Source organism: Acidobacteriota bacterium (assembly GCA_012517875.1).
Classification (GTDB): Bacteria; Acidobacteriota; JAAYUB01; order JAAYUB01; family JAAYUB01; genus JAAYUB01.
Map to the genome: position 1 here is coordinate 26,902 of JAAYUB010000095.1, position 13,215 is coordinate 40,116.

Consider the following 13,215-nt stretch of genomic DNA (forward strand, 5'->3'; position numbering starts at 1 on the left):
TCAGCTCAGTCCGGCGGTATTGGCGACGATGGTGAACATCTTCAGGAAGCCGGAGATCTCGAGGATCTCCAGAACCTGCGGCTGGGGCCGCGCCAGCACCACGCCACCGTCGAGCGGCCGGACGGCCTTGAGCGCGATGAGCAGCACACGCAGCCCGGCGCTGTTCATATACGGGACGTCGGACAGGTCCATGGCCAGCCACCGCGCGCCCCCCGCCAGTTCCTTCCGGACGGCGGCTTCGAAGTCGTCGACGGTATGGGCGTCTACGCGGCCCTGCGGCGCGAGGACTGTCCACTTGTCACCAACGCTGGAGACTTCCACCTGCATGGCCCCACCTCGGAATACCGGGATAGTCCAATCATAGGGATTTTGCCGCTGGAAGGCAAACTGAATCGGGATCAGCCGGCCGCCAGGATCGCCTTCAGTTTGTCGGCGTACCGCCGGCTCTCGGCGTCGCCGGTGACGAACTCGACGGCCTCGGGCCGGCTCACGCCCAGGCCCAGTTCCACCGCCCGGGCGATCTGCTCCTGCCGGAAGACGGGCGTTCCCATGATCGCGTCGTTGGCGCCCACTTCGCGCAGCACCGCCAGTCCCACGGCGTCGACGGCCACCCGGTCGATGCCGGCCAAAATCACGCCGGCCTCGGCCTTCTTCCCTTCCATGGGACCACCGTCGACGAAGCACTCCACGCCGTCGAGCACGACGAGCTTCGGGGTGTAGGCCAGGTTGATCTCGGCGATCATGCGGCGCATGTGTTCGGTGTTGCCGTGGAGCTGCCGCATCAGGCTGCGCGGGGTTATGCCCACCGCCAGTTTCAGCGACATGGTGAACACGCCGCCGTACTGGTGGGTTTTGAGGCAGGGCGTGATCACGATGTATTCGGCCTCCCGGACCGGCCGCGGGATGGTGAAGCCGTTCTCCCAGTGCAGACCCGGCGCGCTGAACGGCAGCCAGTCGGTGTCGGGGAGCGCCCCGAAGTCGATCACATCGAACCGCTCCTCTTTCGCCATCTCCGGGATGCCCTTCCGGGCGAGCACCTCGGGCATCTTGGCCGGGCCGCACCGGTCGCCCACGGCGATGGCGCCCGCGTCGCGGCGGCGCAGCTCCCGCACGATGGCGAGCAGGGTGTCGTTGTGGGTGGAGCCGGGGGCCGGGTCGGCGGTGTTGAAGTTCGGCTTGACGAGCACCCGCCGACCATGTGGCGGCTCGAACTCGAGCAGCTTCATCACCTGCTCCACGCCCGCCCGGCGGTCGGTGGTCTTGCACAGGGCGACCCGGGCGGCACGGGGGGCGTCAGCCCGGACCGTTCCCGTCAGCGAGCCGAGCAGCGGCCAGCCCGCCAGCCCCACCACGGTTCCTTTCATGAAATCCCGCCGATTGATCCCGTCCTTCGTCCACCGCATCCGGCACCTCCTCGGTCTGGGGTTTCACAGACCGCTCGGCCCATTGTATTCTCCGGCGCCCGCCCTGCGCAACCACCTCGGGACAACACCGAGACGCCGGCCGCCGGTTGCCGGATTCAACCCATCGCCCCGGATTTCATGTACAATACCGCCTGAGCATGTCCCATCCACACTTCAGGAGGCGATCATGAAATTTGCCGCTGCCGCGCTGGCCGTCCTGCTGCTGGCCGCCATCGCGTCCGGCGACGGGGGAAGCCCCGCCGTCGCTATCACCAAACCCGGGATGTACACGTCCGGCAAATGGACCTACACGCTGGAGGTCCGCAAGGGCGGCTATCAGACCGAGAACCGCACGGGCACGCTGACTTACGACGGCAAGCGGCTGGACCTCGACCCGGAGATCAACGACCACGTCCGCACCCCGTGGGGAACGATGTACTGGGTGGGGAAGCGGCGGATCACCTGGGGGTCCAACGGCTGGATGCCCCAACGCCACCCCAAGGAAAGGCGCAGCGGCAAGGAATTGCAGGTGCCGGGTCTGCCGCCGGACGAGTACGACCAGTTAAAGTCAAATGAGACGGCCGCGCCCGTGCCGTCGACGGCGACCCCCGCTTCAATCCCGCCGGCCGCGCCGCCGCAGCCCCTGCCGCCGGCCGCTCCGGCCCAACCCATGGTGCCGGGAACGGATATTGTTCTTGGGCGCGAGGCCACCGGTCACTACATCGAGGCGGTGGTGGGGCAGACGATCACCGTCCGGCTGGCCGGCAATCCCACCACCGGCTTCGGATGGGCCGCCCTACCCCCCGACGACCCGGCGGTGGCGGCCATGGGCAACAGCGAGTACCAGCAGAACCCCGCGGACGCCGGCCGCGTGGGCGCCGGCGGAACCTACATTTTCCGCTTCCGCGCCGAACGTCCGGGCGCGGCTAAGCTCGTCATCCAGTACCGCCGCCCCTGGGAACCGGGGCCCACCGAGGTCTTCCACGTCCTGGTCCGGGTGGCCCGGCCGGCGCAGCCGTAGGGTGGTCGGCTGCATCCAATCCGTCCGTCGTACGGATGCCCGGTCCCCACGGAGGTGAACATGTCTGCTGTCTGGTTGAAACGCTATGGCTTGGCCCTGACCGTTTTCCTGGTGCTGGATGCCGTCTGGCTGGGCGTCGTCGCCCGCACATTCTACCGGCAGCAGATCGGCTTTCTCCTGGCGGAGTCCCCGAACTGGTACGCCGCCGGGGTGTTCTACCTGCTGTTCATCGCCGGTCTGGTCCACTTCGTCGTGTCGCCGGCGGCGCGAGAAGGCGCGCCCGGACGCGGGACGCTTCGCGGCGCGTTCTTCGGGTTGGTCACGTACGCCACCTACGACCTGACCAATATGGCCACGGTGGCCCGCTGGCCGCTGGCGGTGACGCTGGTGGACCTGGCGTGGGGCGCCGCGGTGGCGGCAGCCACGGCGTACCTCTGCATCCGCCTCGGCCCCCGGGACGGATAACACTGTCCTGGCCCCTTTCCTGAAAAGCATGAACCGGCTGAATCCGTTTCAATGTGCCGACGGCTCCGGCAATGTGTCGAGGATCGCGGGGCGCGCGCCGAACGGCGCGGTGATCACCCGGGCCGGTCGCAGCATCCCGGTGTGGCGGGTGATCATCTGCTCCGTCCGCCGGGCGATCTCGGCAAGCTGGCCGACGGGGAAATCCCGCAGCCGGCAGACCGGCCGGGTGATGGAGAACTCATTGTAGTACCGATAGTCGCGGTGCAGGATCTCGAGGCCGAACGCCGCCGGATCCTTCCACGGCCGCGTGCCGGGCAGCGGCACGAAGACGCCGAAATCGGCGCTGGTGATCAGGTCGTCCCGGAACAGGCCGTCCAGCTTGGTCAGCGCGTCCGCCGCCTCAACCGGGTCGTCCCCCGGATGGCCGATCATCCACTCTGCCTTGATCATGAAATCGTGGTCCCGCAGGGCCCGGCACATGGCGATGGTCCGCGACCAGGGGCGCTTTTTGCCCATGGCCGCCAGCACCTTCTCGGACGAGTTCTCGATGCCGAGCCAGATGGTGCCGACGCCCGCCTGGCGCAGCGCCGCCAGAGTCTCCCGCTTCGCCGCGTCCAGGGGCTCCACCGTCAGGTTCATGAAGAACGCCGGCGGCAGGCACTGCCGCACGCCCCGCAGGCCGCGGATGAGCCGGGCCAGCTCCGGCGAGGCGAGCCACTGGGAGCTGTCCTCGATGCCCATCATCCGGGCGCTGTAGCGATCGGCCAGACCGGCGATCTCCCCGACGAGCCGCTCCATCGGCAGGCTGCGCTCCCGGCCCCAGAACGCGGCCTCGGCGCAGAACGCGCACCGGTACCGGCAGCCGCGGTGGATCATGCCGTAGACCTGGCACCGCTGGATGAACTCGGCCGGGAACAGCCCGAAGTCCACGGGCGGCAGCGCGGTCAGGTCACCGGGGGGGCGCGGCGACGTGCGGACGGTGGCGCCGTCGCGCCGGAACGTGAGGCCCCGGACGCCCGCCGGGTCCCGCCCCGCCTCGCGGGCGGCCAGCCATTCGGCCATCGTCCACTCGCCTTCGCCGCGAACCACGCAGTCGACCGCGGGATCGGCGGCGGTCTCGGCGTCGGTGAAGGTGACATGGGGACCGCCGATGACGGTGACGATGTCCTCCCGAAACGCCTTGACCAGACGGAGTATCTCGATGCTGGTGTGGTAGCCGATGGTGTACGGGCAGCCGACGCCCACCACGTCGGGCTTGAATTCGGTCAGCACCGACTCGATGATGGAGCGAATGACCGCCGGCGGCGTCACGTCGGCCACCGCCGCGTACGACAGGGGCAGCACCGCGACCGGCCAGCCGTTGGCCCGCAGGAACGACCCGATCTGGGCCAGCCCGCGGGGGAACACCATCCGGTTCGGCTGGCTGGCCAGTCGGGGCGGTTGGATCAGCAGGATACGCTGTTTCATGGGGCCTCGCCGGCCATTATCCCCCCGCCCCGCAGCGCCGTCAAGGCGCCGTCCACCGTCCCGGAATCATGAGCGTCCGACAAATCCCGCCTCGCGACGCGACCGTGACGCACCGGCCAGCACCGATCCAATTTTCTTGCCAGCTCAAGAATAGACCGTATAATGCTGCTCTGATTGTCAGGAGGAGCAGGCCGCGCGCATGAGCATCACCGCCTGGATCGCCGAGCATGTCACCCGGTTCATCGACTCGACGGGCTACATCACCATTTTCATTGCCATGGTGTTGGAAAGCATGGTGTTCCCCCTGCCCAGCGAGGCGGTGATGCCGTTCGCCGGTTTCCTCATCGCCGAGGGGCGGTTCTCCTTCTTCGGTGTGATCGCGGTGAGTACTCTGGCCAGCTTCGTCGGTTCGCTGCTGTCCTACTGGATGGGGCAATACGGCGGCCGCCCTTTCATCACCCGCTACGGCAAGTACTTCCTGCTGGATCCCCACGACCTGGCAATCACCGAGCGGTTCTTCGCGCGGCGGGGCGAGCTCGCGATCCTGATCTCCCGCTTCATCCCGGTGGTCCGCCACCTGATCTCCATCCCGGCGGGCATCGCCCGGATGAACCTCGTCAAGTTCTCCATCTACACCGCGATCGGCGCCGGTCTCTGGAACGCCTTTCTCACGGTCGTGGGCTATTACCTGAAGCAGAACTGGCACCTGGTCATGGAGTACAGCCACGTCGTGGACATCGTGGTGGTGCTGATCCTTGTCACCTTGGCGGGTTTGTTCGTGTATCGCCACCTTGCGCGCAGGAAACCCACCGCAGCGACCCGGTAGCCCGAATCGAACGGGGTGGCTCCCCGGCAACGTCGTCGCGGCGAGCTACCGGATCAAGCCCGCCTTACGTATTTTCTTGCCGGCCGCGTCGGCGATTTCTCTGACCGGCTTTTGGATATCATTCGGATCGGTCGTCTTGCACAATCCTGCCCAGACCAGGGAATCCTGCTCGATGGAGTAAACCAGCGTCTCCAGCGATACGACGGTATTGGAATTCTGTAGCCCGGCGAGTAGACGTGGACCAGCTGTAATCCCAGTAACCCCAAAAGCCGGCACAGTAAGGCCCGGCGTACCAGGCAGTGCCCGGCATATCACGGAGTTCCTCCTCCTTCCCCGCCACGCAATCCACGCCCCGGCCACACAGCTCCGCGGCCAGCGTCTCTTCGGGACCCAGCCGCATGGATTCGTCCGCGCTGATCACGAAGGTCGCCACCTTCTTGCCCGTCCGGTCCAGTGGATCGGCGATCGGGTTCTTCCACGTCGACACGTAACTCACGGAACCCGCCAGGGTCAGGACGGCTAGACCCAGGAAGGCGATTGTAGAACAGACCAGGTTCTTCATTGTGCACCCACTCCACTCCGACTCAGGCGCCCGTATTCGGCACGGCCTCAGATGTCAAGGGACAACCAGTCGCTGGCAACCGTTTCAGCTTGGCATGGGTGACAAAGGATCGGAATGCTGGAACATGGACAATAGGCTCAGCGCGTGGCAAAACGTCGCCTCGGCCCGGGAGTCCGCGCCCCCGCACCTCAACTCGGCCGTGCCCGGACGCACGCGTCTGCACCGGACGCCGAAAGCCCGGCACCCGGCGGAAACGCCGGGTGCCGGATCGTGCCCAAATTGTGACGGTAATCGCGTTCAGGAACAGTCGCTGATCTTGGCGACGGGGCCGTTCTTCTTCACCGATGCAATGCCCTTCTCCATGGACGCGGCGGATTTGTAGAGCTCGCTCTTGCCGATGACCTGGAGGTTCGCCGCCTTCAGGACGAAGAAATGCTGCCCGTCCTTGGCCACCTTCCGCTCGTAGCGGTCGTCGTACGCCGCGTTCTTCTGGACCGAGGCGATCCCGTTCTCCGCGGCGGGCTTGGTGTTGTACAGCTCGCTGGTCAGGATGACCTGTCCGTTGGCGGCCTTCAGGTTGAATGTGAACTGTCCGCTCTTGCTCTTCTTCAGCTCAAACTTTGCAGCCATGTCAATCTCCTCCTCTTGGGTGGAATGAATAAACCGTTCGAAGCGAGTGGTCGCTGCGGTGTCCGCCGCACTTCCCGGGGAGTGGAAGTCCGGCGGTCCGGAGCGCGGATCGCACCGGGCGGGCGGAGCCGCCCGGCGGATGACCGCGTGGTGTTCAGCGCTTGGGGATCACCAGCTTTTGGCCCACCTTGATCAGGTTCGGGTCCTTCAGGATGTCCTTGTTGGCGTTGAAAATTTCCATGTACCGCTTGGCGTCGTCCAGGTGGGTTTTGGCGATCTTGGACAGCGTGTCGCCCGGCTGGACGGTGTGAATGCCGTGGATGTCCGACCGGTCGGCCTTGATGTCCACCGAGAGCTCTTTCTGCCAGTCGGTGTACTGCTTGATCTTGTCCCAGAACAGGTCTTTCTCCAGCTGGTAAGTGGTGGCACCCTTGATGACGAGCTTGCCGCCTTCTTCCTTGACCAGGAAGTCGCGAATTTCCAACCGCGTCGCCAAGGTCATCAATTCCTGGTACTTGTCAATCAAAGCCATAATGCCTCCTTGCGGGTTGTGATGAAATAAATGTCATCGGCCGCACGGGCGGCCGTCCGGATGGTCGCTGATGGATTCGGCGGACTAACCGCCGAAGAGCTTGCCCAGCATGCCCATCAGGCCGCCGGCGGAGCTGTCTTCGCCGCCGCCCAGAATCGAGGCCAGAATGTCCATCCCGCCGCCGGCCTGGCCGAACGGCGACTGTGGCGCGGCCGGCGCGTTGGTCTGGCGACTCAGCGAGCCCATCAACAGGCTGGCCACGATGGGCAGCATCTTTTTCAGAATGTCCGTGCCGATACCGGTCTGCTGCGATGCCTGGGCGGCGACGGCCCGGCTCACGTCCTTGCTGCCCAGGATGTGCCCCAGGATGCCGTTGCCGTCCATGATGTTTTCGGCCGAGCCCAGGATGCCCGGGTTGTCGAGGTACTGCTGGTGGCCGCCGCCGGCCAGCGCCTGGAACAGGCTGTCCATTCCGCCTTCCTGCTTGACGTTCCGGGAGAGCCCCGCCTGCAGCGCCGGCAGCAGGCTGGCCACCGCCGACTGCGCCTGATCCTCCTGCAATCCGAACTGCTGGGCGATCTGGCTGATGGCCCCGCCGCCCCCCGTGTTGAGAAGCAATTCCATTAGGTCCATAGAACCTCTCCTGATTTGATTTGCGACAGTTGTTTTTGCATGTCTATTTTATTGTTGATTCAGCAAAGTCAATAGAAGTTTCAAAAAAGTTACGAGGTGCGAAAAATACTCCGATCCGCTCCACCGACGGCTCATCGTGATGACGGACAAACGCTGTCCTTGCATCATGAGATATTGATCCGCGACCCGGCTGTCAGATTGCGACAGTCGATTCACACGTGAAGGAGTTGTCGGCGCGATCGACCGGAGGCGGGCCGGCTAAAAATCGATTTCGAACTTGCCACGGAACTGCCGGCCCACGCCGTTGTAAAAGGTGCCGAAGGCGGGGCTGTCCACGTTGTTCTGGACGTCGCGGGGATTCCAGTGATTCGTGAGATTGTAGATCTTGATGCCGATCTGGGTGCGGTACACGCGGTTCCGGAACTTGATGTCCACCTTTTTCATCAACGTGAAATCCAGCGAGGCGAACAGCGGGAAGCGGCCGCCGCGGTTGCGGGCGCCGACGAAGCGCTGCTCCTCGTCCACCAGAGAGTACGGGAAGCCGTCGCGGATCTCCAGCAGCGGCGCCAGAATGATTCCGAACGGCAGGTTGGCGATCCCGGTGACCAGGAACCGGTCCGGCACGTCGAACGGCTGCGGCCCCACCTCGTCCGCCCGGATGACGGGATAGTGGTAGTTGCCGAAGTACAGCTCGAAGGCGTTGAGGTTGCCCACCGCCGACGAGCGCACGTAGGAGACGGTGACTTCGTCCGCTTGGCGGAAGCGGTACCGCAGGCTGACGAGCCACTCCTTGTAACTGGAACTGCCCCGGTTGCTCAGCACCAGGGCCGGCGTCTCGCCGGCCACCGGGTCGACCACCAGGTCGTCCCGCTGCTCGCGGTTCTGATAGCCGGCCCGCGCCCAGAGCCCGCGGGTGATCTCGCGGTCCAGCTCCAGGTTCCAGGTCAAGGAGTAGGCGTTGTCCAGCCGCCCGCCCCCCAGGACGTTGATGAACGTGACCGGCCCGCCCACCACCGTTTCACCGTCGGCGGCGTAGTTGGTCACCCGGAACTGCTGGTATTGTGTGAAGGCGCCGGCGTTGAGGGGGATCTTGTCGTAGAAGACGCCGAGGCCGCCCCGGATCACCGTGCGTGGATCCTTCGGAAAGGGCAGCCAAGCGAATCCGGCCCGGGGCGCGATGTGGAACCGATCGCCCAGCGAATCCCAGTCGAGCCGCACCCCGGCGTCCAGCGTGAGCGGCGCCCCGATCTGCCAGCGGTCCTGGGCGAACGCGGTGCACTCGGTCACCCCCCGCGACAGCGCCCCCGCCCCGACAAACTCGAACCGCTGAAACCGCGTCCCATCGGCGCGGCGGATGACCGTCTCCCGGCTCCGGTCGGTGCCGTCGAAGGCGGAGTGCGAGACCACGTAACCGAACTTCGGGTTGTGCAGCCCGTGCCAGCGCGACTGGTTCAGGGTGAGGGTCTGCGCCCACTCGTAGCGGCGGCTGAAGCGGTCCTGGGTGTTGTAGAACCCCCCGCGCCACGTTTCCGGAGTGATGGTCATGGGATCCAGTGATTGGCCCCAGACATGGGCGTCCAGCTGCTTGACCGACAAGGAAGATTCCATCAGCGCATTCAGGTTCAGGATCATCCGGTCGGCGAACGCGAAGAAGTATCCCCGCTGGCGGTAGTTGGGGGTCACCGCGGGCGGATGGAACGTGTCCAGATTGACATACTTCAGGTTCTGGGGATAGATGGACAGCACCGCCGTGACGTCGTGCGTGTCGCCGGGATCCCAGTCGATGCGGGTGAAGGAGTCGAAGGTCTCAAGCCGGGTCACGTTGTTCGGCTCCGGCAGCGAGGGCACGTCGGTCAGGATGAAGCGGTACTCGAGGTGCTGGGTGAACCAGACGCGATTGCGCGCCAGCGGCCCGGCCAGGGCCAGCCGCGGCGTGAACGATTCGAAGCCGCGGGTGCTGCCGTCCACCCAGCGCAGGCGCGGCATGAAGTTCGTCAGGAGGAACTTGAACGTGTCAGTGCCCCGCCGGGTTTCGATGGTGGTGACGGCGCCCGTGAACTTGCCGTATTCGGCCGCGTACGGGTTGGCGTGCACCTTCACGCTTTCGATGGCCTCGATGGGCAGTTCCATGGCGTACTGGCCGGTGACCGGATCGGTCACGTTGACCGAGTTGACCAGCAGGCCGCTCTGGCTCGCCCGCGCCCCCTTCAGGTTCAGCAAACCGTCGGGTCCGCGGACCACCCCGGGCAGCAGCGGCAGCGCGTCCTGAAACTTCTCGTTCACCAGAGGCGCCGTGCGGAGCAGCTCCTCGCGCAGCTCCGCCGGCAGCGTCGGCTGCCGGACCTGCTCCTGCTCGCTCTCGGCCACCACGTCCACGGAGGCGGCGAGCTGTGCCAGCGGCAGCGTCAGCTCCACGTCCAGCGCCTGTTCCCGGAGCACGGTGACCTTGCGGCGCGTGGTCACGAACCCGTCCATCGCCGCCTGGACGACGTACGCACCGGCCGCCACATCGGCGAACTCCACGCGGCCGTCGTCGCCGGTGAAGCTCTGCAGCGGCTGCTCCCGGGCCTCCGGCTGCAGAGTCACGGTGGCCCCGGGCAGCGGCTGCAGCTCCCCCGAGGGGAGCGCGAACCGGACCGTGATCCGCACCGGCCCCGCGGCGCCGGCCCAAACGGGGCAGGCCGCCATCAGGATCACGGCCGCCCATCCCAGCCGCAGGGCTCTGTCATGGGTACGTCGCATCGGTCCGCTCGCCTCGCCGGTTGGAGTGTGTCCGGCCTCCGGGCCGGGTGGGGCGCCGACCGGCGGACCAGCCGGCGCGCTCCGGATCAGACGTCGCCAGGGACATTCAGGCCGTCCCCTCACCCGCCTCCCCGCCGGCCTCGGCGCGGGGGGACGCCAGCGGATCGCCGTGGCGGATCACCTTCTCCACGGCATAGATGGTCCTCTGGCTGGACTCGAAGTAGACGCGGGTGAGCATTTCGCCCAGCAGTCCGAAGCAGACGAGCTGCACGCCCGCCAGCACCAGCAGCACGGCGAACATCAGCAGGGGCGCGTGCTGCGTGAACACGTCACCGCCCAGCAGCAGCTTCTTGGCCACCAGGAACAGCCCGGTGCCGACCCCGCCGACCAGGCACAGGAGACCCGGCCGGCCGAAGAAGTGCAGCGGCCGGGTGATGTACTTGAGCAGGAAGCGGATGGTGATCAGGTCGAACATCACCCGGAACGTGCGCATGATGGTGTAGTGCGAGCGGCCGTGCTGCCGCTTCCGGCTGTTGATGGGCACCTCTCGCACTCGGGCCCCGTACGCCAGCGCCAGTGCCGGGATGAACCGGTGCAGGTCGCCGTAGAGCCGGACCTGCGAGAGGATGTCCCTCCGGTACGCCTTGAACGTGGTCCCGAAGTCGTGGATGTCGAGCCCGGAGAAACGGGCCATGATCCAGTTGGCGATGCGCGACGGCAGCTTGCGGGACAGGAACGGATCGATCCGCTCCTTGCGCCAGCCGCTGGCGATGTCACAGGTGTCCTCCCGGACCGGTTGCAGCAGGGCCGGAATGTCGGCGGGGTCGTGCTGCAGGTCGCCGTCCATGCTGATGACGATCTCCCCGCGAGCATGGTCGAAGCCCGCCGCCAGGGCGCCGGTCTGGCCGTGGTTACGCCGCAGTTTCACGCAGACCACCCGCGGATCGCGGCGGACCAGGGCGAGGATGGCGTCCACGGAGCCGTCGGTGCTCTTGTCATCGACAAAGATCAGCTCGTACGCAGCGGTGATCCCGGCCATGGTCCGGGTGATCTCCTCGTAGAGCAGCGGGATGTTCACCTCCTCGTTATGAAACGGAACGACGATGGAAACCGCTGGGGCTGTCGATTGGTTCATCACACCCATCCTTGTGCCGGCCGCCCCCACAGGCACGGCCGGCTGAAGTCGCGGCGATCAGTCCGCCGTGAGGAAGTACATCTCCAACGGCACCTGGACGCGGGGCGGGGCCGTGTCGCGAGCCGCCACGATCTCCCCGAATTCCGTTCCGTCGAGCCGGAACACCCGCACCATGGGCCGCCCGTCGATCCCGACGCTCAGCAGGTCATCCTCCCGGTTCCACAGCCGGGAGTGGAACGCCACGTTCTCGTAATAGATCCGGCCGGGCTGCAGGAAGACGAAGCGGGGCGCCGTCACCGGCAGGGCGAACCGGGCGTCGGACAAATTGGCCACGCGCAGGTCCCGGCGGCCGGACTGCTTGAGATAATAGCTGAAAACGGCCGGCGTTTCACCCACCAGGACGCTGCCCGGGGGCGCCTGCCGCAGGGTGCCGGCAATCGCCTCGCGCAGCTGCAGGTCGTAGCACTCGTCATGGGGGAAATAATAGGCGGCGCGATCCGCCCCGCCGCCGATCGCGTTGACGTAGAGGGCATAGAACGGGTGGGCCGCGACCAGGGCCGCCAGCGAGGCCAACACCACCAGGGCGGTCAGCGCGGTCTCGGGGATCCACCGATACACCGGGGAAGCGGCACGGAACCAGCGCGCGGCGAGCCACTCCGCCGCGGCGAACGTCCCGTACGCCGCCGCGAGATACACCGCCGGCATGAGGCTCAACTGGTAGCGCAGGAACTTCACGCCGACAATCGAGTAGGGCACCAGCCAGAACACCAGCCAAAGCAGGACGAACATGGGGCCGGCCGCCCGCCATCGCCGCGCGCACAGCGCCGTGCCGCCGACAAACGCCAGCAGCACGAGCGGCGGCAGTTTCACGGCCAGGGCCAGCAGGTAGAAGTACCACGGCGTGCCGCCGAACGGCGTCAGGGTGATGCTGTTGGGGAACAGGCGGTCGAACATGACGTAGCCGTGGTGCGTGACCGTGGCCTGGCCCGTGTAGGAGATGATGTGCGCCAGCACCGTCGGATGCAGGATCATGGGATTGGCCAGCAGGAACACGGCACCCATCACCGCGACGTAGAGCAACAGCTCCCGCTTCCCGTAGCGGTCCGGCGGATACAGACCGGGGTTGCCACGGCGATGGAGGTAGAAAAACAGGAGCGTCACCGCCCAGAAGTGGGGGAAGTATTTGCTCGCCAGCATGAGGCCGAAGCACGCGGCCGACAGCAGGTAGAACATCCGCTTCCGGCGCGCGGCCTCATCCGGAGTCGTCTTCATCCGCCAGTGGAAGTAGATGCCCCACAGCAGGAAAAACACCAGCAGCGTGTCTTCCTTGGCCATCTGGTTGACGAACACCGCGTGGATGCCGACGGCCCACAGGAAGGCCGCCAGCAAACCCACCCGGCGGGAGAAAAACGCGGCGCCCACCAGGAACAGCGGGATGACCGTCAGGGTGCCCGCCAGAGCGTTGGGGAGGCGGACGGCCACCTCCTCGGTGAGCCGGCCGCCGTTCGTCCCGGCGCCCCAGCGGTTCCAGAGGTCGGCCGCGGTGACCGACACAAGGACAAGGCTTTTTAGGAGCATGGGGTGCTCGGCGTTACCGGTGAAATCGCCCTGCTGGTACTGCCGCACGGCCTGGATCTTGTTCACCTCGTCCTCGGCCAGTCCGCGCTCGGCCAGGCCCGAGAACCGGACCACGGCACCCAGCAGGACGGCCGCCAGCAGCAGGCAGACCGTCTCCCGACGGGATCCGCCCGTCGATGTGTCAGAACTTGAAATTGGCATCATCGCTGTCGTTCCACCAG

General features: G+C 66.3%; 13 protein-coding genes. 3 read left to right on the plus strand and 10 right to left on the minus strand.

Going from position 1 to position 13,215, the window contains the following annotated elements; genetic code table 11:
- Both GX414_10030 and GX414_10035 read right to left on the minus strand, forming a co-directional pair.
- Nucleotides 1–327 (minus strand): STAS domain-containing protein, encoded by a 327-nt coding sequence (locus tag GX414_10030; protein NLI47434.1) that lies wholly within the window; start codon nucleotides 325–327, stop codon nucleotides 1–3.
- 71 nt (nucleotides 328–398) lie between these two features.
- Nucleotides 399–1,403: a DUF362 domain-containing protein gene (locus tag GX414_10035; protein ID NLI47435.1), complete on the minus strand. Its 1,005-nt coding sequence runs from the start codon at nucleotides 1,401–1,403 to the stop codon at nucleotides 399–401.
- Between the two features lie 187 nt (nucleotides 1,404–1,590).
- Between GX414_10035 and GX414_10040 the strand changes: the two genes are divergently transcribed.
- Nucleotides 1,591–2,424 (plus strand): protease inhibitor I42 family protein, encoded by an 834-nt coding sequence (locus GX414_10040; protein ID NLI47436.1) that lies wholly within the window; start codon nucleotides 1,591–1,593, stop codon nucleotides 2,422–2,424.
- 60 nt (nucleotides 2,425–2,484) lie between these two features.
- Complete coding sequence (locus GX414_10045) at nucleotides 2,485–2,889, plus strand: DUF2177 family protein (GenBank protein ID NLI47437.1); 405 nt, start codon at nucleotides 2,485–2,487, stop codon at nucleotides 2,887–2,889.
- A gap of 48 nt (nucleotides 2,890–2,937) precedes the next feature.
- Here GX414_10045 and GX414_10050 read toward each other — a convergent pair whose 3' ends face one another.
- Entirely contained in the window at nucleotides 2,938–4,356 is a 1,419-nt protein-coding gene (locus tag GX414_10050) for a B12-binding domain-containing radical SAM protein (protein ID NLI47438.1), read from the minus strand.
- A gap of 199 nt (nucleotides 4,357–4,555) precedes the next feature.
- Between GX414_10050 and GX414_10055 the strand changes: the two genes are divergently transcribed.
- On the plus strand, nucleotides 4,556–5,182 hold the full coding sequence (locus tag GX414_10055; GenBank protein NLI47439.1) for a DedA family protein: 627 nt from the start codon (nucleotides 4,556–4,558) through the stop codon (nucleotides 5,180–5,182).
- Between the two features lie 118 nt (nucleotides 5,183–5,300).
- Here the strand turns inward: GX414_10055 and GX414_10060 are convergent, their stop codons facing one another.
- The 7 genes from GX414_10060 to GX414_10090 form a co-directional block, all read right to left on the minus strand.
- A complete protein-coding gene (locus GX414_10060; protein NLI47440.1) occupies nucleotides 5,301–5,744 on the minus strand; it encodes a hypothetical protein in 444 nt (147 codons plus the stop codon).
- A 297-nt stretch (nucleotides 5,745–6,041) separates the two neighbouring features.
- Nucleotides 6,042–6,374, minus strand: coding sequence for a YegP family protein (locus GX414_10065; GenBank protein NLI47441.1), 333 nt, complete (start codon nucleotides 6,372–6,374; stop codon nucleotides 6,042–6,044).
- Nucleotides 6,375–6,528: 154 nt separating this feature from the next.
- Nucleotides 6,529–6,906 (minus strand): LysM peptidoglycan-binding domain-containing protein, encoded by a 378-nt coding sequence (locus GX414_10070; protein ID NLI47442.1) that lies wholly within the window; start codon nucleotides 6,904–6,906, stop codon nucleotides 6,529–6,531.
- Nucleotides 6,907–6,990: 84 nt separating this feature from the next.
- Nucleotides 6,991–7,539 carry a DUF937 domain-containing protein gene (locus GX414_10075; GenBank protein ID NLI47443.1) on the minus strand — a complete coding sequence of 183 codons (549 nt, stop codon included), beginning with the start codon at nucleotides 7,537–7,539 and terminating at the stop codon, nucleotides 6,991–6,993.
- Between the two features lie 258 nt (nucleotides 7,540–7,797).
- On the minus strand, nucleotides 7,798–10,281 hold the full coding sequence (locus GX414_10080; protein ID NLI47444.1) for a TonB-dependent receptor: 2,484 nt from the start codon (nucleotides 10,279–10,281) through the stop codon (nucleotides 7,798–7,800).
- 106 nt (nucleotides 10,282–10,387) lie between these two features.
- A complete protein-coding gene (locus GX414_10085; GenBank protein NLI47445.1) occupies nucleotides 10,388–11,416 on the minus strand; it encodes a glycosyltransferase family 2 protein in 1,029 nt (342 codons plus the stop codon).
- A gap of 57 nt (nucleotides 11,417–11,473) precedes the next feature.
- Nucleotides 11,474–13,198: a phospholipid carrier-dependent glycosyltransferase gene (locus tag GX414_10090; protein ID NLI47446.1), complete on the minus strand. Its 1,725-nt coding sequence runs from the start codon at nucleotides 13,196–13,198 to the stop codon at nucleotides 11,474–11,476.
- Nucleotides 13,199–13,215: the final 17 nt, after the last annotated feature.